The sequence below is a fragment of the Sphingobium fontiphilum genome, assembly GCF_014196635.1.
GTDB lineage: Bacteria > Pseudomonadota > Alphaproteobacteria > Sphingomonadales > Sphingomonadaceae > Sphingobium > Sphingobium fontiphilum.
Genome location: NZ_JACIEB010000002.1, coordinates 362,297 through 380,930, shown reverse-complemented (window position 1 = coordinate 380,930; position 18,634 = coordinate 362,297). Strand labels below are relative to the sequence as shown.

Sequence of the window (18,634 nt, the reverse complement as noted above, 5' to 3'; positions counted from 1 at the left end):
GCGGCACAAGCGCGCGACACAGGCACGCGGTGCAGCCGCGCTGGCTATCGACCTGCGCGGCGGGAGCATGATAGAGGCCGCGTTTGCTGGTTCATTGCGCTGGCTCGCGGGCAGGAGCGATCAGGGAAAGGGTGGCTGTCGGGCATGTATTCGGTTCGCACCACTTGCCCCCATTGCGCTGTCGGCTGCGGCATCCGCGCCATACGGGACGGCGACCGCCATGTCCTGATCGAAGGCGATCGCACCCATCCGGCGAATCAGGGCCGGCTGTGCCATCGCGGCGCGGGCATTCGCGACGAGCTGGATCTGGAAGGGCGCTTGCTGGAACCCAGGAAGGGCGGCAATGTGATCGACTGGGATCGCGCCGCCGGCCATATCGCCCGCCGCCTGTCGGGACTGGCGTCGCGCCATGGCGCCGACGCCATCGGCTTCATCCTGTCGGACGGCCTGCTGACCGAGGATTATTACGCCGCCAACAAGCTGATGAAGGGCTATATCGGCGGGGCCAATATCGACATGGATGCGGGCGGCTGGGCGGTCGCGGCACGCGCGCATGGCGATGCGCTGGGCGAAATGGTCGTGCCTGCGACCTATGAGGACGTCGACCGGGCCGACATGATCGTCGTCGCCGGGGTCGACCTGCCCGCCGCCTATCCGGTGCTGCACCGGCGGATCATGGCGGCGCGGGAGGAGCGGGGCATGGCGCTGGCCTGGCTGCATCTCCATATGCCCCCCGGCACGGAGGCGGAGCGCGGCGCGCACCTGCCGGTCGGGCCGGACCGCATCGCCATGCTGATGAACGGCCTGCTCGCCCATTGCGATCAGGCGGGGGCGGTCGATGCCGACTATCTGGACAATCATGTCGCCGCGCCCCTGGGCTTCTGGGACCATATCCGCACCGGGCACGACATCTGGTCGGTGGCGCGCGCCTGCGACCTGTCGCCCGCGCAGGTGAAGCAATATTATGAGGGCTTTGCCGCCAGTCCGCGCGCGCTGACCCTGTTCGCGAACGATCTGGGCGACGCGGCGACGCGGGCCATATTGAACGTGCATCTGGCGACCGGACGGATCGGCAAGCCGGGCGCGGCTCCTTTTCTGCTGGCCGGTTCGGCCAACGCCATGGGCGCGTCGGAGGTCGGCAGCCTGCCGGGCGAACTGGCCGCCCATCATCGCTTTGGCGATCAGGCGGCGGCGGTCGTGCAGCGATTATGGGGATCGCCGACCATGGCGCAGGGGCCGGGGCTGGACATGGCCGGGATGCTGGAGGGGCTGGAGGCGGGCCGGATCAGGGCGATCTGGCTGATGGAGGTCGATCCGGTGGCCGATCCCGTGCTGGGCGAACGCTGGCGCGCGGCGCTGACCGCCTGTCCGCTGGTCGTGCTGTCGACCGCATGGAGCGGCGCGGCGACGGCGCCGCTTGCCCATGTGCTGCTGCCCGCGGCTCCCTGGGGCGAGCGGGACGGCACGACCACCAATGCGGACCGGCTGGTCAGCCGCCATCGGGCGATTTTCCCCTGGACGGGGCAGGCGCGCCCGCATTGGTGGATGGTGACGCGCGTCGCGCGGGCGATGGGGTGGTGGGATGGTTTCACGTTCGAACGGCCGGTCGACATTTATCGCGAACATGCGCGCCTGTCGGCCTATCGCAACGATGGCGAGCGGTTGTTCAACCTGAAGCGCCACGGATCGCTTTCCAACCCCGCCTATGACGAGCTGACGCCCTGGCGATGGGGCGAGGTGCCGTTCGACCATGGCCAATTCCCGACCGGCGACGGCCGGGCCCGGCTGTCCATCGTGAAAGCCTAAACCCCCGCAATCGCGCGCAGATGGGCGACCAGCGTGTCGCCATTGGCGGCCCAGGTGAAGCGCAGCGCGGTTTCGCGCACCGCGTTTCGGTCCGGCGGGTCGGCCAGGATGGCGCGAATCGCCTCTGCAATGGCCTGCGGCGTGCGTTCGACGATCCGGCCCGCGAACGGCCGGTCGACCAGTTCGCGCGCGCCGCCGACATCGCTGATGACGATGGGCGTGCCGCAGGCCAGCGCCTCCACCCAGGCATTGGCCAGACCCTCCGACGCGGAGGGCAGCGCCATCACATCGGCGGCGGCGAACAGCCGGGGCAGGCCGCCATGCGCTACCCCGCCGAGCAGGCCGAGCCGATCCTCCACCTTGAGGTCCACCGAGAGCTTTTCCAGCGTGGTGCGATCCTGCCCCTGTCCCGCCAGCAACAGCACCGCATCGGGCAGTTCTGGCAGCGCGCGGACCAGCAGTTCCTGCCCCTTGCGCGGGATCAGCGCGCCCACCGACAGGATCACCGGCCGCCCGGCAAAACCCAGCGCCGCCTTGGCCTCGTCGCGATCCGCGATCTGAAAGCGGTCAAGGTCGACACCGGTATAATGGACGCGGATCTTGTCGCCGTCGATGCCCATGGCGATCATCGACTGGCGCATGGCTTCGGAGACGGCGAGCAGGCCGGCCGCGCCGTCGGCGGCCTTCTTGACAAGCCTGCGTGTGCCCCGGCGCTCGCCCCAATAGTGGATGTCGGCCCCCCGCGCCTTCACCGAATAGGGGATGCCCAGCGCCTTCGACAATCGCTGCGCCACCGGGCCGTCGGGGAAGAAGAAGCTGGCGTCGATGACGTCGAACGGCGTTTCCCGGTGCAGGCGGCGGACCAGCGGCAATAGGGCGCGGGTCATGGTCGTCACATTGGCGCGGCCGCCAAATTTGGGGATGATGGGAAAGCGCGGGCGATGGACGGACAGGTCTTTCCATTGTTCCTGCCGGGGCAGGGCGCGCAGCGCGGCATAATGGGGCGCGCGCGACAGCGGCCATGGCGGCAGGCCGACAGGCGCGACTACGGTGACGCTCACCCCTTCGCGGCTGGCCAGTTCGCGCGCCTGCCGTTCCACGAACACGCCGAAATTGGGGCGGCTCATGTCCGGGAACAGGGTGGAGAGCATGAGGACGTTCAGCGCCATAAATGCTGCCTATAGGCCAGGGGTTACGCGATTGTTAGCGCACGGTCACAGGGAACGGACGAGCCGTGCGGCGACCGCCATCCATGGCGGTTCGTCGATCACCTGCCTGCGGCTGCCGCTGTCGGGTGGCAATATAGCGAGCCGCCCATTCGCCCGGTCGATCAGGCGGCCGAAAAGGAATCGCCCGGCGGGGAGGGGGACAAGCACATCGCGGTCGAGCGCGCCGCCAAAGGATTCGGGCGCCAGTCGCTCGCACCAGAGCTGATCCCCGGCGCGATAATCGCCGGTGCTGGCGCCGACCTCCACGCCGATCATCGCGCCCGAAGCGACGGGCGCCGTCCAGCGGAGCGCGCGGGTCGGCGCGCGCGCGCCCTCCGGCCCGATGATCGCGGCGACGTCGATATGGTCCTGCCCCGGCATGTCGACCAGATCGGCGCTGGGCACATTCAGGGCGGCGGCGATACGGTTAAGCCATTTGACCGACACGGTGCGGACGCCGGTTTCCAGCCGCCCGATGGTCTGGGCGGTGGTCGGCGGATCGCACAGGGCGGCGACCTCCTCCAATGTCAGGCCTTTGGCCCGGCGGACGTCGCGGATTCGGGTTATCATGGGGCGTTCATAACCTATTTGGTTGTTTACCCTGTCCTACAGATGGATGGCCATGGCAAGGCTTCCCTTCCTCCATCAGCGAAGGAGTTTTGCCCATGGTCCGACGCCCCCACGCCTATGTCCAGCAGATGATCGAAGACCCCGATGGCCGGCCGCAGAGCCTGTCCGTCCATATCGGCGAATCGCCGCTGGGCTGGCTCCATGCGCGCGGGCTGCTCAGCGACCGTCACTATCATGCGGGCGACGCGCTGCGCCGCGACTGGGAGCGGGCGGGGCTGGGCGCGCGCGTCACCATGTGCTGGGACGGTGCGCCGCTGGCCGGGCGGGGCGGGCGGAACGCGGCGCGGGCGCATGATCCTTCGCTGTCGCAAATGGCGGCGCGGGAGCGGTTCGACGGCGCCATCCGGGCGGCGGGGCCGGGGCTGGCCGACATTTTGTGGCGGGTCGCCTGCGCCGGGGAGGGACTCGCGGCGGCGGAAAAGGCGCTGGGCTGGCCGACGCGGGCGGGCAAGCTGGTGCTGACGCTGGCGCTCGACCGGGTGGCGGACTGGTATAAGGTGCCGTCCTGACGATCAGCGGGGCAGGATGCCCGCGCCGAGCAACAGGAGCAATTTCACGTCCATCGCATAGCCTTCGCTACGCCAGTGGGCGATCTGCGCTTCGAGGCGCGCCAGCGGCACGCGGTGGACGATGATGTCCTCTCCCGCCACGCCCCCGCCGTCGCCGACGCGGATCAGCTCATGGGCGCGAAACAGGGTGAAGCTCTCCGACACCATGCCGGGCGAGGAAAAAAATTCGCCCAGATCCTCCATCCGCCCGGCGCGATAGCCGCTTTCCTCCTCCAGCTCGCGGGCGGCGGCGATGGCGGCCGGTTCATCGGCATCATCGTCCCCGACAAGGCCCGCTGGCAATTCGATGCAGCGGCGGCCGAGCGGCACGCGATACTGGTCGACCAGGATGACATGCGGCCCTTCCGCCGCCTGCTCCACCGCCAGGATCACGGCGGCGCGGATGCCGCGCGCGCGACCGACATATTCCCACCGGCCCCGGCGCTTCGCGGTGATGAAGCGGCCCTGCCACATGATTTCTTCAGCTTCGGTCATAATTCGATCAGCCGGTCAGGGAGTTCGTTGCTGTCGTCGGCGCTGCGCGGGAAATGCCGGGCCAGCACCGCGCCGACGCGCTGGACGGCATCCTCCATGCCGCGCGCCGGATCGCCCGCGCGCACACCGTCGATCAGCGCCGCCATCGCCTCGCCCCACACTTCGGGCGCGACCTGATCGTTGATCGCGGCGTCGGCGACCAGTTCGGCGCGATGTTCGTCGAGGGAAAGGTAGATGAGCACGCCCGTCTTCGCCCGCGTGCGCCCCTGCACCATGGCGCGGAACAGGGCGATGGCGCGCCGCCGCACGCGCCGCGATTTGGTCGCGCGCGGGGTCAGCGCCATGCGGAGCGGCATGATGGCGAGGATGTAGCGGGTAGCGAGAAATTTGACGATCAGCGCGCAGAGCAGGACCGTCAGGAACGTGCGTTCGGACAACGCATGGTCCCACCCGCCCATCACCTGCAGGATGAGGCCGCGATAAAAGTCGGGGAAGGCGGCGAAGACCGACATGGCGAGGAAGGTGACGCCGACCGCCCAATGCAGCCCGACATCATGATAGCTGTCGGACCGGCGGGTGACGATGGTGACGATTTCGCCGTCCGTGCCCGCTTCGGCGGCGGCGACTGCGCGCGTCACCCGGCCATGGTCGGCTTCGGTCAGTTCCCTGAATTGCGCCATCACCAGTCCCCCGAAGCGCCGCCGCCACCGAAGCTGCCGCCGCCGCCGGAAAATCCGCCGCCACCGCCCCAGCCCGATCCGCCGCCGCCGCCCCAGGACGAGCCGCCGCCCCAGTTGCTGTCGCCCGGCCCCCAGAGGATCACCGGCCCGCCGCCGCTGCGATAACGGCGGCCGCGCCGACCCGACCGCAGGCTCGAAAGAACGATGATGAGGATGACGACCAGCCAGAAGATGACGACGAAGGGCACTTCGCCGTCGCCCTTTTTGGCCTCCTGCTCGGCCGCCTTGGCGCGGGCGGCGGCTTCCTCCGGCGGCAGGGTGAGCAGCATGCCGATTTCATCGACCCCCGCGTTGATGCCGCCGGGATAATCGCCCGCCTTGAACCGGGGCGTGATGGCGTTGCGGAGGATGCGGGAGGACAGCGCGTCGGTCAGTATGCCCTCCAGCCCGTAACCGACCTCTATCCGCAGCTTGCGGTCGTTGGGCGCGACGATCAGCAGCGCGCCGTCATCCTTGTCCTTGGCCCCGATGCCCCATTCGCGGCCCAGCCGATAGCCATAATCGGCGATGTCATAGCCCTGAAGATCGGGAATGGTGGCGACCACCAGTTGCCGCCCGCTCTGCGTCTCCAGCGCCGCCAGCTTCTGGGTCAGCACGCTTTCCTGCGCCGGATCGAGCAGGTTGGCCGCATCCACCACCCGCCCGGTCAGTTTCGGGAAGGTCTGGCCCTGCGCCGCCGGCGCAAGCGCCAGCAGCGCGAGGAACAGGAACAGCCGGGCGATCATCGGGTCAGTTGCCGAAATCGACCTTTGGCGCTTCTTCCGCCCCCGGCGTCGTCGCCTGATAGGGGGTCATGGGCTTGGCCCCGTGGATCAGCTTGGCGCCGATCGCGTCGGGGAAGGTGCGAATGCGGGTGTTATAGGCGCGCACCGCTTCGTTATAGTCGCGGATGGCGACGGCGATGCGGTTTTCCGTGCCCTCAAGCTGCGATTGCAGTTCCAGGAAATTCTGGTTCGACTTGAGTTCGGGATAGGCCTCGACCGAAGCGAGCAGGCGGCCGAGCCCCTGGCTCAGTTGGGCCTGCGCTTCCTGAAACTGGGCGACCTTGGCCGGATCGGACAGGTCTTCGGCGCTGACCTGCACCGATGTCGCCTTCGCCCGCGCCTCGGTCACGCGGACCAGCGTATCCTGTTCCTGCTTGGCCGCGCCCTTCACCGTCGCCACAAGGTTGCCGATCAGGTTCGATCGGCGCTGATATTGCGCCTGGACATCGGCCCATTTGGCCTTGGCCTCTTCCTCTGCCGTGGGCACGCTGTTGATGCCGCAGGCCGACAGGACGAGCGCGCCCATGACGGGCAGCAGGATGGAACGAAAGCGACGCAGAAGCGACATGGGAAAAACTCCGCCTGATGATGGGAGTGGAAATAGGCGGTTGATGATGCAGGCGCAACGGGCCATGGATAATCGTCTGCATCCATTGGCATGTTCAACAGGCAAGGGACCGGGCATGGGACTGATTTCCGAATTCAAGACGTTCATCAATCGCGGCAATGTGCTGGACCTGGCCGTCGGCGTCATCATCGGCGGGGCCTTCGCCACCATCACCAAGTCGCTGACCGACGACATGATCATGCCGGTGGTCGGCTATCTTTTCGGCGGCGCTGATTTTTCCGGCTATTTCATCCGGCTGGGGGACATTCCCGATGGGTTCAAGGGCAATGCGGCCAGCTATGCCGACCTGAAGGCGGCGGGCGTCGCCATGCTGGGCTGGGGCGAATTCCTGACCGTTCTGGTCAATTTCCTGATCCTGGCCTTCATCATCTTCCTGCTGGTCAAACTGGTGAACAAGGTGATGGCGGAACCGGAAGCCGCGCCTGCGCCTGCCGAACCCGCGCCGACGCCAGAGGACATCGTGCTGCTGCGCGAAATCCGGGATTCGCTGAAGAAATAACGCCACCAAACGGGGCGCGGCCGGACGGGAACCGGCGTGCGCTCCATCGGTTCTGGATAGGGTGGGCGTCGGCGCGGACCGGCCCCATCGGCCTGGACGCCGCGATTGGCGGGCCGGGCGGGAGGAAGCGCCATGGACAAGAAATTGCTGCTCATCGGCCTGATCGCGGCGCTTGCCGGATGCGACGCGCGGCAGGCGGTCGGCAACGGGCAGGCCTATGAAAATGGCGCCGACGCCCTCGACAATCAGGCGGCGGACCTTGATGCGCGGGCCGACAATCTGGCCGCTGCGGCCGAACGCGCGGCCGAGAATGCGGCGGCGGAAATGCGGGCGAAGGCCGACGCCGACTATGCCGCCGGGGCTGGCGGCAATGCAGTGGCGCAGAACGGCAATTGAACCGAGCCGCGCTTAAAGTAGCCCCTTGGCCCGCATGCTGCTGTGCCCCTGCGCGCCGATGATGATATGATCGTGCACTGAAATGCCCAGCCTTTTACCCGCCTCGACGATCTGGCGGGTGATGTCGATATCCTGCCGGCTGGGGTCCGGCGCGCCGCTGGGGTGGTTGTGGACGAGGATCAGCGCGGCGGAGCCGAGGTCGATGGCGCGACGGATAACCTCGCGCACATAGATCGCCGCCTGGTCGATGGAGCCGTCGCCCATATGATCGTCCATGATGAGCATGTTGCGGCTGTTGAGGTGCAGCACCCGCACGCGCTCGATCGACAAAAAGGCCATGTCCGCGCGCAGATAATCGAGCAGCGCCTGCCAGCTCGCCAGCACCGGGCGCTGCGTCACCGGCTCCTTCAGCATCCGCAGGGCCGCCGCCTGCACGATCTTGATCGCCGCCGTGCTGGTGTCGCCCATGCCCGGCATTTTGGCGATGGCCCGCCAGTCGGCGGTCATCAGGCCGCCCAGGCCCCCGAAACGGTGCAACAGCGCCTTGGCCAGCGGCTTGGTGTCGCGGCGCGGGATGGCCAGCGCCAGCAGATATTCGACCAGTTCATGGTCGAGCAGCGCGTCCGGCCCCTGCGACAGGCGCTGGCGCAGGCGCGCGCGATGGCCGGTCCCGCCATGGTCGTTGCTGCCTGCGTCATCGGCCATGTTTTCTGGCTAGGCGTTGCACTTCGGCGGGGCAAGGATATTTAAGGGGCTTGGCACGTTGTGCGCCTGTCGCGCGTCGCGCGATGCGGGACCGTCAAAGCCGGGGTTGGCCATAAGCATGGATGAAGAAATCGGCGAACAGAATAATCGCCGGGGTTGGCTGCGCTGGCTGGGCATCGGCGTCGGCATGGTTCCGCTCGTGCTGGCGGGACTGTGGACGCAACGCGCGCCGATCGCTGAAAATTTCATCAACCGTGAATTCAACAAACGCGGGGTCAGGGGCAGTTATGACCTGATCGACATCGGCCTGCGCACCCAGCGGATCGAGAATATCGTGCTGGGCGACCCCAATAATCCCGATCTGACGGCGCGCTGGGTGGAGGTCGACATCAGCTTCACCGACCTGACGCCCACGGTCGCGGCGATCCGGGCGGGCGGCGTGCGGATGCGCGGGGCCTTGCGCGACAATGTGCTGACGCTGGGCGAGCTGGACAAGTTCCGGGGGGCGGCATCGACGGAACCCTTTGCGCTGCCCGATCTGGTCGTCGCGCTGAAGGACGCGCGGATGGGGCTGACCACCGATTATGGCGCGGTCGGAATCGCTCTCGACGGCCGGGGCAATCTGCAATCGGGTTTCAGCGGGCGTGTCGGCGCGGCCATGCCGCGGGGCAGGATCGCCGGATGCGGCATGACCGATGCGCGCGGCTTTTTCGACCTGTCGATCGCGGCGGGGCGGCCCCATATCGCGGGGCCGGTCAGCGCCGCTGCCCTGGGTTGCCCGCAGGCCGTTCTGGCGCGGCCGGGCGGCGCCATCGACCTGACGCTGGGCGAGGCGCTGGATCGCTGGAACGGTCGGGCGGCGTTGCGGGCCGATGCCGTGCGCGCGCAGGGCGTGGTGATGTCGCGGCCCGACCTGAAGGTGGATTTTGACGGCCACGGGCAGGACATGACGGCCAACGTCCGGCTCACGGGGCAGGCGTTTCGCGGCGGCGGCGTGCTGGCGGAAGGGGTGGCGCTCGATTCGCGCTGGTCGCTGGGCGGGGGGATGGAAGGGCGGGGCGCTCTGACCGCCCGCAATGTGCGGATGGCTAGCGCCGATCCGCTGGCGTCGCTGCGCCAATCGACGGCGGCTACGCCCGTCGGGCCGCTGATGCAAAGGCTGGCGCAGGCGGTGCGCGACGCCGGGCGCGACAATGGCCTGCGCGGGCGCTTCGCCCTGGCGCGGAGGGGCGCGGGCGGCAGCATCGTCATCGACGAAGCCGCCCTGTCCGCGCGCAGCGGGGCGCGGGTGCAACTGGCGCCGGGCGGCCGGATGCAGATCAGTTGGCCCGGCCCGGCGGGCGTCCCCATCGACTGGGCGCTGAACGGCAGCCTGACGAGCGAGGGCGGCGGCCTGCCGCGCGCGGCCCTGCGGCTGGCGCGGCGCGCGGGCGGCGGCTTTGGCGGGCAGTTGTTCGTCGATCCCTATGCGGCGGGCGATGCGCGGCTGGCGCTGGAGCCGGTGCGCTTTGTCGCCGGGGCGGACGGGCGCACCCATTTCGCAACGCATCTGCAAATGGATGGGCCGCTGGCCGACGGCGGCTTGCGGGGGCTTTCGCTTCCGCTGGAGGGCGATGTCGCGCCGGGCGGCGCGGTGCGGGTCAATCCGCGCTGCGTGCCGCTGTCGTTCGATTCGGTCCGCTATGCCGGTTTCGCGCTGGGACGCACGCGGCAGACCTTATGCCCGGCAGAGGGCGGCGCGTTGCTGGCCTATGGCCCCGGCGGCCTGCGCGGCGGGGCGGAAGTCGCCAAGCTCGACCTGCAAGGGACGAGCGGCGACAGCCCGATGCGCCTGACCGCCGACCGGGCGCGCATGGCCCTGTCTGACGGGGCCTTCGCGCTGAACGGCGCGCAATGGCTGATCGGGCCGCAGGACGCGCCCGTGCGGCTGGCCGCCGCGCGCCTGGACGGCCGGTTCGGCGCGGATGGCATCGGCGGAACGATGGCGGGCGGCGAGGGCCGAATCGGCACCGTTCCGCTGCTGATCGAAAAAGCTGAAGGGCCGTGGCGATTCGACAAGGGCGTGCTCAGCCTGAAGGCCGGTCTGACGGTGAAGGATGCGCAGACGCCGGGCCGGTTCAATCCGCTCGACGCGCGCGATTTCTCGCTGTCGATGCGCGACGGGCGAATCGTCGCCTCCGCCAGCCTGACCGCGCCGCGCAATGGCGCGACGGTTGCGGCGGTGGTGATTGGCCATGATCTGGGCAGCGGCGAGGGGCAGGCGGACCTGAAGGTTCCGGGCCTCGTCTTTGGCGAGGGCTTGCGGCCCGAAGATGTGACCGGGCTCGCCCGGGGCGTCGTCGCCAACGTCAAGGCGACCGTGACAGGCGAAGGCCAGGTCCGCTGGAAAGGCGACAAGGTGACGAGCGACGGCGTTTTCCGCACCGACAACGCTTCGCTGGCTGCGGCTTTTGGTCCTGTCGACGGGCTGAGCGGCGAATTGCGCTTCACCGACCTGATCGGCCTGGTCAGCGCGCCCGGGCAGGAAGTGCGAATCGCGTCCACCAATCCGGGCGTCGCGGTGCGCGACGGCGTCGTCAAATATCAGTTGCTGCCCGGACAGAAGGTGCGGCTGGAGGGGGGCGAGTGGCCCTTTGCCGGGGGGCGGTTGCTGTTGCTGCCCACGGTGATGGATTTCAGCGCCGATTCGGAACGCTATATGACGTTCCGCGTCATCGGGCTGGATGCGGGCGCGTTCATCCAGACGCTGGAGCTGGAGAATATATCGGCCACCGGCACGTTCGACGGCATCATGCCGCTGATCTTCAACCAGCAGGGCGGGCGTGTGGCGGGCGGCGTTCTGGTCGCGCGGCAACAGGGTATGCCGCCGCTCATCATGCCCGAAGGCGTGCTGCCGACCATCCCCTGCGACCCCAAGCGCCAGTCTGGCACATTGTCCTATGTCGGCCCGGTGTCGAACGAACAGGTCGGCGCCATGGGCAAGCTGGCCTTCGATGCGCTCAAGGATTTGCAGTATAAATGCCTCACCATATTGATGGATGGCGCGCTGGACGGGGAAATGGTGACGAACGTCGTCTTCAACGGCGTCAACCGGGGCCAGCTGGGCGGCGCGCCGGCGGGGCTGGCGGGCAATTTCACCGGCCTGCCCTTCATCTTCAACGTCCGCATTTCCGCGCCTTTCCGGGGCCTGATGGGCACCCCCCAGTCGTTGGTCGACCCCAATGCGCTGATCCGCAACAGCCTGGGCGACGATTATCAGGACAAATTGCGCGAAGGGGTTGCGGTTCAGCCTTCTGAAAGCGAAACAATGCCAAACGGGGAGCGTAAATGAGAAAATTGACCATCCTGACCGCCGGTTGCGCCGGCCTTGCCTTGAGCGGATGCATACAGGTGAAGGCCCCCGACAAGCCGATCGAAATCAACCTGAACGTCAAGGTTCAGCAGGAAGTGGTCGTGCGCCTGCAACGCGACGCGCAGGACCTGATCCAGAATAACCCGGAGTTGTTCCCGCAATGACACGCAAGTTCACGATGATCGCCGCCGGCGCGGCTCTGGCCATGGCCGGGATGCTGACGATGACCGCGCCCGTCCGCGCGCAGAGCGCAGACCTGACCGCCGCCATCGCGGCTGGCACGGTGGGCGAACAGGCCGATGGCTATATGGGCATTGCCGGGACCGTCAGCGACGCGGTGCGCGCCGCGGTCGATTCGATCAATATCAAGCGCCGGGCGGCCTATACCGACCTTGCCACCAAGCGCGGCGTAACGGTTCAAGACGCCGCCGCCGCCACCGGGTGCCAGACATTGAGCCAGCGGGTGAAGCCGGGTCAGGTCTATCGCATCGGCGCTGGCGCCTGGCAAACCAAGGGCGCGGCCCCCATCGCCCTGCCATCCTACTGCGCCACGGCGGGGTAATATCGGGCGACGAATGGCACCTTTGGCCGAGTTGGTCCGAGGTGGTTGACTATCCCGCATCCCCTTTCTAAACGGGCCGCGCCTTGACGGGTGCAGCCGCTTGAGGCCATGCCGCTCGCCAGCGACATTTTTGTCGAACTGGAGAGCGTGATGGCCAAGGATGGACCCGGGCAGGACCCGGCGGGGGAAGATGCGCGGATCACCGCTCTGCAGGAGCGGATTGCGCGCGCTGAACAAGCCGAACAGGTCAGGACTGGCACGACGCGACAGTCGGCGGACGATGGAACCCGCCTTGGCAATCGCGTGCTGGCCGAACTGATCGGGGGTCTTGCCGGTGGTGCCGTGGTGGGTGGGACATTGGACTACTTCCTGCGGACATCGCCCTGGCTTCTGCTGGTCTTCCTCGGTCTTGGCATCGTGGCGGCCTTCAGGAACATCATCAGGCTGACGACCAGGCGTTCCGAGTGAAGAACGGGACGCTTTTGTCATAGAGTAAAGAATAACGGTCAGGGGTGAACGTGGCGGAATCCGGCAAAATTGATCCGATGCACCAGTTTGCGATCGAGCCCCTGTTCGGGACCGATCATCTGGCGATTGGCGGCTTCAATATCGCCTTTACCAATAGCGCCCTCTACATGGTGCTGACGGCGGTCGTGCTGTGGATTTTCGTGATCGGCGGCATGAAGGGGCAGCAGGTGCCCGGCCGCTGGCAGATGGCCGTCGAAACCATGATCGGCTTCGTCAAGAATCTGTTGATTTCCAATGTCGGCGAAGCGGGGAAGAAATATATCCCCTATGTCTTCTCGCTGTTCATGTTCATCCTGCTCGCCAACCTGCTCGGCCTGTTGCCGCTGGGTCTGGTCGGCGTCCATCCCTTCACCTTCACCAGCCATTTCACCGCGACCGGCATCCTTGCCATCATGAGCTTCGCGATCGTGCTGGGCGTGGGTTTCTGGAAGCATGGGCTGCACTTCTTCTCGCTGTTCGTGCCGCATGGCACCCCGGTCGCGATGGTCGTGCCCCTCTTCTTCATCGAGCTTGTTTCCTTCATGGTCCGCCCGTTCAGCCTTGGCCTGCGACTGTTCGTCGCGATGACCGCCGGGCACGTGCTGCTGAAGGTTCTGGCCGGTTTCGTCATCAACAGCGCCAATGCCAGCCCGCTGCTGGGCCTGACCGTGGGGTCGGCCAGCTTCATCCTGATGATCGGGATCAGCGCGCTGGAAATGCTGGTGGCCGTCATTCAGGCCTATGTGTTCGCGCTGTTGACATCGGTGTACATCAACGACGCCGAAAACCTGCACTAAGAGATTTTCGTTCACCATTTAGACGAGTTTGGAAAAGGAGTTTACGACATGGACGCAGAAGCCGCAAAGCTGCTCGGTGCTGGCCTGGCCGCCATTGGTGCGGGCATCGCCGCCCTGGGTGTGGGCAACGTCTTCGCTTCGTTCCTGGAAGGCGCGCTGCGTAACCCCGGCGCCGCCGACGGCCAGCAGGGCCGCCTGTTCATCGGCTTCGCGGCCGCCGAACTTCTGGGTCTGCTCGCATTCGTTATCGCCATGATCCTGGTGTTCGTGGCCTGACAATGACTTGACCGGCCGGGTGGGCGGGGCAATCCGCCAACCCGGTCGATCCATTTAGCGGACGCAGACAACCATGCCTCAAATCGCGCAAATCGCCGAAACCTACTCATCCCAGATTTTCTGGTTGCTGGTCACGTTCGGCTTCGTCTTCTTCGTCGTCGGCCTGGGCATGGTGCCCAAGGTGCAGGCGACCGTCGATGCGCGCGACGGCAAGATTTCCGGCGACCTCGACGCGGCCAAGGCGGCTTTCGCTCGCGCCGACGAAGTGGAAGCGGAATATCGCGCCCGCGATACCGAAAGCCGCACCGCAGCCCAGGCGCGCGTCGCCCAGGCCAAGGCGGAAGCCGCCAAGGCTTCCGAAGCGAAGCTGGCCGCCGCCGACGCCCAGGTGGCGCAGGTGATCGGCGCCGCCGAAGCCCGAATCAAGGCGGCGAGCGACGCCGCCATGAGCGAGATCGAAACCGTCGCCGCGCAGGCCGCGCGCGACCTGGTGGTCAAGATTTCCGGCGTGGAAGCGTCGGAAGAGGCCGCCCGCAACGCAGTAAAGGCAGCACTGGCCCATGGCTGAGGCAGCACATAACAGCAGCGAAGTCCCGCATCTGGACCAGGCGATCCACGCCGAAGGCATGGAGCCGGTGGGCACCGTCGCCCATGAAGGCGTTGAGCCGCACACCGACCCCAGGGCCGTTGGCATGGACGCCACCGCCTGGGTCAGCCTGGCGATGGCGGTGTTCATCATCATCCTGCTGGTCAAGAAAGTGCCCGCCCTGATCGGCGGCGCTCTCGACGGCAAGATCGCCCAGATTAGGGCGCAGCTCGACGAAGCGTCGAAACTGCGCGCCGAGGCCGAAAAGCTGAAGGCGGAATATGAGGCCAAGATGGCCGCCGCCGCCGGTGAAGCCGAAGCGATGCGCCAACATGCCGAGCATGAGGCCGAAACCCTGATCGCCGACGCGCAGGCCAACGCCGAGGCGCTGGTCGCCCGCCGCCAGAAGATGGCGGAGGACAAGATCGGCGCGGCCGAACGCGCCGCCATCGCCGACATCCGCGCCAAGGCGGTCAATGCCGCCACCAGCGCGGCGGCAAGCCTGATCGCCAATGGCCATGACGCCACCGCCGACAAGGCGCTGGTCGACAGTGCGATCAAGGGGCTGGCCCCGACGGCCTGATCGGTCGATCCTTTGCGCATTGACGAGGAAGGCCGGGGGCGACCCTGGCCTTTTCTTTTTGCGGTCCCCCAGCCGCCAGTCCATTTGCCGTAATCCGGTCGTTGGCGCTCGCGCGCTGGCGCCTAGAGCATATGGAAATGCAACGGAGTGAAGAGGGGCATCATGCAGGTCGCGGTTCTGACATTTGACGGGTTCAACGAACTGGACAGTTTTGTCGCGGCCGCCATCGTCAACCGGCTGCGCGATCATGGCTGGCGGGCGCATATCACCGCACCGGCCGAGCAGATCACGTCGATGAACGGCGTGACCGCGCACCGGCAGAAGCCGATGGCGTTTCTGGCGGAGGCGGACGCCGTCCTGATCGGCAGCGGCGTCCGAACGCGCGAGATCGCCGCCGATCCTGCAATGATGGGGCAGATCCGCCTCGACCCCGCGCGCCAGACCATCGGCGCGCAATGTTCAGGCACGTTATTGCTCGCAAAGCTCGGCCTGTTGGGTGACCTGCCCGCCTGCACAGACCTGACGACGAAGCCCTGGGTCGTGGAGGCTGGCGTAGAGGTGGTGGAGGCCCCGTTCATCGCCCATGGCAACGTCGCCACGGCGGGCGGTTGTCTGGCCGCGCCCTATCTCGCAGCCTGGCTGATTGCGCGCCATGCGGGGCTCGCCGCCGCGCGCGACGCGCTCCATTATGTCGCCCCGGTCGGGGAAAAGCTCTCCTTCGTCGACCGGGCGATGGGCGCGATCATGCCCTATCTGCCGCTGGAGGCTGCGGCTCAGGCGGGGTAGGGCGGGCTGCCGGGGCGACCCGCCCGGCCGTCAAAGCACATATTTGCTGAGGTCGGTGTTGCGCGCGATGGCGCTCAATTGCCGCTCGACATAGGCCTGGTTGATCAGCAGCGTTTCCCCGGCGCGATCCTCCGCATCGAAGCTGACATCCTCCAGCAGCTTTTCCATCACCGTCTGAAGGCGACGGGCGCCGATATTTTCGACCTGCTCGTTCACTTCGGCGGCGATGCGCGCGATGGAACGTATGCCGTCGGGCGTCAGGTCGATGGTGACATTCTCCGTCGCCAGCAACGCCTTATACTGGGTGACGAGGCTCGCCTTGGTATCCGACAGGATCGCGACGAAATCATCCTCGGTCAGGCCTTTGAGTTCGACCCGGATCGGCAGGCGCCCCTGCAATTCGGGCAGCAGGTCGCTGGGCTTCGCGACATGGAATGCGCCCGACGCGATGAACAGGATATGGTCGGTCTTGAGCGGGCCATATTTGGTCGAGACGGTGGTGCCCTCGATCAGCGGCAGCAGGTCGCGCTGCACGCCTTCACGGCTGACGGAGCCGCCGCGCACGTCGCTGACCGCGATCTTGTCGATCTCGTCCAGAAAGACGATGCCGTTCTGCTCCGCGCTGGCGATGGCGACGCGGGCGACATCATCCTGATCCAGCCTCTTGTCCTGTTCCTCCTCGACCAGCTTGTCCCATGCCTGCGCCACCGTCATCCTGCGGCGCTTCCTGTGCTGCTGGCCAAAGGCTTTCGACATCATGTCGGACAGGTTGATCATGCCGACCTGACCCCCCATGCCGGGGATTTCCATGGGCATGGAGGGGCTGTCGGCGACTTCCACCTCCACCTCGACGCTGTTCATCTGGTCCGCCTCGATCCGCTGGCGGAAGGACAGGCGGGTAGCCTCGCTCGATTCCTTGCCGGTCAGCGCGTCGAGCAAGCGGCCCATGGCGGCTTCCGAAGCGGCTTCGCGCACCGCTTCGCGGCGACGGTCGCGTTCCAGCCGCACGGCTTCCTCGACCAGATCGCGGACAATCTGTTCCACGTCGCGGCCGACATAGCCGACCTCGGTGAATTTGGTCGCCTCCACCTTCACGAAAGGCGCGTCGGCGAGCTTGGCCAGACGGCGGCTGATCTCGGTCTTGCCGCAGCCCGTGGGGCCTATCATCAGGATATTCTTGGGCGTCACTTCCTCGCGCAGGTCGGCGCTCAGCTTCTGCCGACGCCAGCGGTTGCGCAGCGCCACCGCGACCGCGCGCTTGGCGTCCGTCTGGCCGATGATATGGGCGTCGAGCGCGGCGACGATGGCTTTGGGGGTCAGGTTGTCGTTCATGTCGGTCCTTGTGCCTTTCCGGGGGTGGACGGAAAGGGCGCTCAGGCGGCGCTGTCGAGGGTTTCGATGGTGATCTGGTCGTTGGTGTAGACGCAGATGTCGGCGGCGACGGCCATCGCCTTGCGCGCCAGCACTTCGGCGTCCTGTTCATAATCGGCCAGCGCACGGGCGGCCGACAGGGCGAAATTGCCGCCCGACCCGATCGCCGCGATGCCGCCCACCGGTTCCAGCACGTCGCCATTGCCGGTCAGGATCAATGTCACATCCTTGTCCGCGACGATCATCATCGCTTCCAGATTGCGCAGATATTTGTCGGTGCGCCAGTCCTTGGCCAGTTCGACCGCTGCGCGCATCAACTGGCCGTTATGGCGCTCCAGCTTGGCTTCGAGCCGTTCGAACAGGGTGAAGGCGTCGGCCGTCGCCCCGGCAAAGCCGCCGATTACCGATCCGTCATGCAGGCGGCGAACCTTGCGGGCGTTGGGCTTCATCACCGTCTGGCCCATGGACACCTGTCCATCGCCGACGACGACGACTTTGCCGTTGCGGCGGGCGGACAGGATGGTGGTGCCGTGCCAGACCGGCATGGCGTGGGGATCATGCGTGCTCATCGTTCAGCCATATGGTGGCGCGGTCGACATCGCGCAAGCTGTAGGGCGGTGCGACAGATTGTGGCATTTTGCCGATGGTTTTTGTGACAATGATCGTCATGCCAGGTTCGCGCGATTGACATTGTGCGATGCAGCATGAACTATGAGCGTCTGTGACCCGATTAAAAGGACTCGCGATGACGTTGAAGGCCATGGCCCAGGAGAAGGTCGAGCGCGCTGGAATCGCGAACTATTCTTTCGATCAGGACGTTCTGGTCATGTGCGGCGTTCGCTATTCGATCGAAGCCTGCACTTGCGGCGCCGCTGATTGCGATGGTGTGCGCCTGCGCAAAATCCTGCCGCCCCGCCTGCGCGCGATGCAATAAGCAGGTCTTCACTCACTTCAACTTTGCCTGCGTCCGGATTAGACGCTTAATGCATCACGTCCTTGCCCGCGCGGCCAACCGATTCGATGTCGCGGCCAACGCCCTGAACCGTATTGCAGGCGCTCAGTTGCACGATGGTGACGGCGGCGAAGGCAAGGCAGATGATGCGACGCATGACTTTTCCCGTTATTTTGCTGTTGCTTCGTCAACATAGCGAGCGCGGCGGCGGTTGGAACAGGCTTTTTCCCCGGCCATCGCCGGCGCTTGCTTGACAGGATCGCGCCGGGGTGCCAATGGGCCTCTCCTTCCCTTCAGGGGGCGCGTAGCTCAGCGGTAGAGCACACCCTTCACACGGGTGGGGTCACAGGTTCAATCCCTGTCGCGCCCACCATGTCCACCCGGTGGTCATGGTCCTATCTTCCTCCATTTCCGCCATCGGATTGATTTGCGACCGGAACGCG

General features: G+C 66.7%; 24 protein-coding genes and 1 tRNA gene. 15 read left to right on the top strand and 10 right to left on the bottom strand.

From position 1 onward, the window contains the following. Positions 1 to 144: 144 nt before the first annotated feature. Positions 145 to 1,806, top strand: a complete 1,662-nt coding sequence (locus GGR44_RS06180) for a molybdopterin oxidoreductase family protein (RefSeq protein ID WP_183954571.1) — start codon at positions 145 to 147, stop codon at positions 1,804 to 1,806. On the opposite strand, the gene GGR44_RS06175 is transcribed toward GGR44_RS06180, so the two are convergent. Both GGR44_RS06175 and GGR44_RS06170 read right to left on the bottom strand, forming a co-directional pair. After that, positions 1,803 to 2,975: a glycosyltransferase gene (locus GGR44_RS06175; RefSeq protein WP_183954570.1), complete on the bottom strand. Its 1,173-nt coding sequence runs from the start codon at positions 2,973 to 2,975 to the stop codon at positions 1,803 to 1,805. The genes GGR44_RS06180 and GGR44_RS06175 overlap by 4 nt on opposite strands. 45 nt (positions 2,976 to 3,020) lie before the next feature. Next, entirely contained in the window at positions 3,021 to 3,584 is a 564-nt protein-coding gene (locus tag GGR44_RS06170) for a helix-turn-helix domain-containing protein (RefSeq protein ID WP_183954569.1), read from the bottom strand. Between the two features lie 95 nt (positions 3,585 to 3,679). Between GGR44_RS06170 and GGR44_RS06165 the strand changes: the two genes are divergently transcribed. After that, entirely contained in the window at positions 3,680 to 4,153 is a 474-nt protein-coding gene (locus GGR44_RS06165; protein ID WP_183954568.1) for a DUF6456 domain-containing protein, read from the top strand. Positions 4,154 to 4,156: 3 nt separating this feature from the next. On the opposite strand, the gene GGR44_RS06160 is transcribed toward GGR44_RS06165, so the two are convergent. From GGR44_RS06160 to GGR44_RS06145, 4 genes are read right to left on the bottom strand one after another with little or no spacing between them, the layout of a single operon-like run. Then, positions 4,157 to 4,687 (bottom strand): NUDIX hydrolase, encoded by a 531-nt coding sequence (locus GGR44_RS06160; RefSeq protein ID WP_246344329.1) that lies wholly within the window; start codon positions 4,685 to 4,687, stop codon positions 4,157 to 4,159. After that, positions 4,684 to 5,367 (bottom strand): TPM domain-containing protein, encoded by a 684-nt coding sequence (locus GGR44_RS06155; protein ID WP_183954567.1) that lies wholly within the window; start codon positions 5,365 to 5,367, stop codon positions 4,684 to 4,686. The genes GGR44_RS06160 and GGR44_RS06155 overlap by 4 nt, the downstream gene beginning before the upstream one ends. Beyond that, on the bottom strand, positions 5,367 to 6,152 hold the full coding sequence (locus tag GGR44_RS06150) for a TPM domain-containing protein (RefSeq protein ID WP_183954566.1): 786 nt from the start codon (positions 6,150 to 6,152) through the stop codon (positions 5,367 to 5,369). The genes GGR44_RS06155 and GGR44_RS06150 overlap by 1 nt, the downstream gene beginning before the upstream one ends. Before the next feature lie 4 nt (positions 6,153 to 6,156). Further along, positions 6,157 to 6,759 (bottom strand): LemA family protein, encoded by a 603-nt coding sequence (locus GGR44_RS06145; protein ID WP_183954565.1) that lies wholly within the window; start codon positions 6,757 to 6,759, stop codon positions 6,157 to 6,159. A gap of 115 nt (positions 6,760 to 6,874) precedes the next feature. Here GGR44_RS06145 and mscL point away from each other — a divergent pair, with 115 nt between their 5' ends. After that, positions 6,875 to 7,318 (top strand): large conductance mechanosensitive channel protein MscL, encoded by a 444-nt coding sequence (mscL, locus tag GGR44_RS06140; RefSeq protein WP_183954564.1) that lies wholly within the window; start codon positions 6,875 to 6,877, stop codon positions 7,316 to 7,318. Positions 7,319 to 7,450: 132 nt separating this feature from the next. Beyond that, a complete protein-coding gene (locus GGR44_RS06135) occupies positions 7,451 to 7,714 on the top strand; it encodes a hypothetical protein (protein ID WP_183954563.1) in 264 nt (87 codons plus the stop codon). A gap of 12 nt (positions 7,715 to 7,726) precedes the next feature. On the opposite strand, the gene radC is transcribed toward GGR44_RS06135, so the two are convergent. Continuing rightward, positions 7,727 to 8,419 (bottom strand): RadC family protein, encoded by a 693-nt coding sequence (radC, locus tag GGR44_RS06130; RefSeq protein WP_183954562.1) that lies wholly within the window; start codon positions 8,417 to 8,419, stop codon positions 7,727 to 7,729. A 118-nt stretch (positions 8,420 to 8,537) separates the two neighbouring features. On the opposite strand from radC, the gene GGR44_RS06125 reads away from it, so the two are divergent. The 9 genes from GGR44_RS06125 to GGR44_RS06085 all read left to right on the top strand — a co-directional run bounded on the left by GGR44_RS06125 (position 8,538) and on the right by GGR44_RS06085 (position 15,868). Continuing rightward, complete coding sequence (locus GGR44_RS06125; protein WP_183954561.1) at positions 8,538 to 11,750, top strand: intermembrane phospholipid transport protein YdbH family protein; 3,213 nt, start codon at positions 8,538 to 8,540, stop codon at positions 11,748 to 11,750. Then, positions 11,747 to 11,935 (top strand): YnbE family lipoprotein, encoded by a 189-nt coding sequence (locus GGR44_RS06120; RefSeq protein ID WP_183954560.1) that lies wholly within the window; start codon positions 11,747 to 11,749, stop codon positions 11,933 to 11,935. Before GGR44_RS06125 ends, GGR44_RS06120 begins: the two co-directional genes overlap by 4 nt. Further along, a complete protein-coding gene (locus GGR44_RS06115; protein WP_183954559.1) occupies positions 11,932 to 12,333 on the top strand; it encodes a YdbL family probable chaperone protein in 402 nt (133 codons plus the stop codon). The genes GGR44_RS06120 and GGR44_RS06115 overlap by 4 nt, the downstream gene beginning before the upstream one ends. Positions 12,334 to 12,483: 150 nt before the next feature. Beyond that, a complete protein-coding gene (locus tag GGR44_RS06110; RefSeq protein ID WP_183954861.1) occupies positions 12,484 to 12,801 on the top strand; it encodes an AtpZ/AtpI family protein in 318 nt (105 codons plus the stop codon). Positions 12,802 to 12,878: 77 nt separating this feature from the next. Then, the gene (locus tag GGR44_RS06105) at positions 12,879 to 13,637 is read left to right on the top strand and encodes a F0F1 ATP synthase subunit A (protein ID WP_221214299.1); all 759 of its coding nucleotides are present in this window, start codon (positions 12,879 to 12,881) and stop codon (positions 13,635 to 13,637) included. A gap of 48 nt (positions 13,638 to 13,685) precedes the next feature. After that, positions 13,686 to 13,913 carry a F0F1 ATP synthase subunit C gene (locus GGR44_RS06100; RefSeq protein WP_183954557.1) on the top strand — a complete coding sequence of 76 codons (228 nt, stop codon included), beginning with the start codon at positions 13,686 to 13,688 and terminating at the stop codon, positions 13,911 to 13,913. Positions 13,914 to 13,986: 73 nt separating this feature from the next. Then, positions 13,987 to 14,481, top strand: coding sequence for a F0F1 ATP synthase subunit B family protein (locus tag GGR44_RS06095; RefSeq protein ID WP_183954556.1), 495 nt, complete (start codon positions 13,987 to 13,989; stop codon positions 14,479 to 14,481). After that, on the top strand, positions 14,474 to 15,082 hold the full coding sequence (locus GGR44_RS06090) for a F0F1 ATP synthase subunit B family protein (protein WP_183954555.1): 609 nt from the start codon (positions 14,474 to 14,476) through the stop codon (positions 15,080 to 15,082). The genes GGR44_RS06095 and GGR44_RS06090 overlap by 8 nt, the downstream gene beginning before the upstream one ends. Positions 15,083 to 15,244: 162 nt before the next feature. Next, entirely contained in the window at positions 15,245 to 15,868 is a 624-nt protein-coding gene (locus GGR44_RS06085) for a DJ-1/PfpI family protein (protein ID WP_183954860.1), read from the top strand. Between the two features lie 30 nt (positions 15,869 to 15,898). Here GGR44_RS06085 and hslU read toward each other — a convergent pair whose 3' ends face one another. Further along, positions 15,899 to 17,200, bottom strand: coding sequence for an ATP-dependent protease ATPase subunit HslU (hslU, locus tag GGR44_RS06080; RefSeq protein ID WP_183954554.1), 1,302 nt, complete (start codon positions 17,198 to 17,200; stop codon positions 15,899 to 15,901). A 41-nt stretch (positions 17,201 to 17,241) separates the two neighbouring features. Continuing rightward, positions 17,242 to 17,784, bottom strand: coding sequence for an ATP-dependent protease subunit HslV (gene hslV / locus GGR44_RS06075; protein WP_183954859.1), 543 nt, complete (start codon positions 17,782 to 17,784; stop codon positions 17,242 to 17,244). Between the two features lie 200 nt (positions 17,785 to 17,984). On the opposite strand from hslV, the gene GGR44_RS06070 reads away from it, so the two are divergent. Beyond that, positions 17,985 to 18,173 carry a hypothetical protein gene (locus tag GGR44_RS06070; protein WP_183954553.1) on the top strand — a complete coding sequence of 63 codons (189 nt, stop codon included), beginning with the start codon at positions 17,985 to 17,987 and terminating at the stop codon, positions 18,171 to 18,173. A 46-nt stretch (positions 18,174 to 18,219) separates the two neighbouring features. On the opposite strand, the gene GGR44_RS06065 is transcribed toward GGR44_RS06070, so the two are convergent. Beyond that, on the bottom strand, positions 18,220 to 18,348 hold the full coding sequence (locus GGR44_RS06065; RefSeq protein ID WP_183954552.1) for an entericidin A/B family lipoprotein: 129 nt from the start codon (positions 18,346 to 18,348) through the stop codon (positions 18,220 to 18,222). 141 nt (positions 18,349 to 18,489) lie between these two features. Here GGR44_RS06065 and GGR44_RS06060 point away from each other — a divergent pair. Further along, positions 18,490 to 18,564, top strand: a tRNA-Val gene (locus tag GGR44_RS06060). Positions 18,565 to 18,634: the final 70 nt, after the last annotated feature.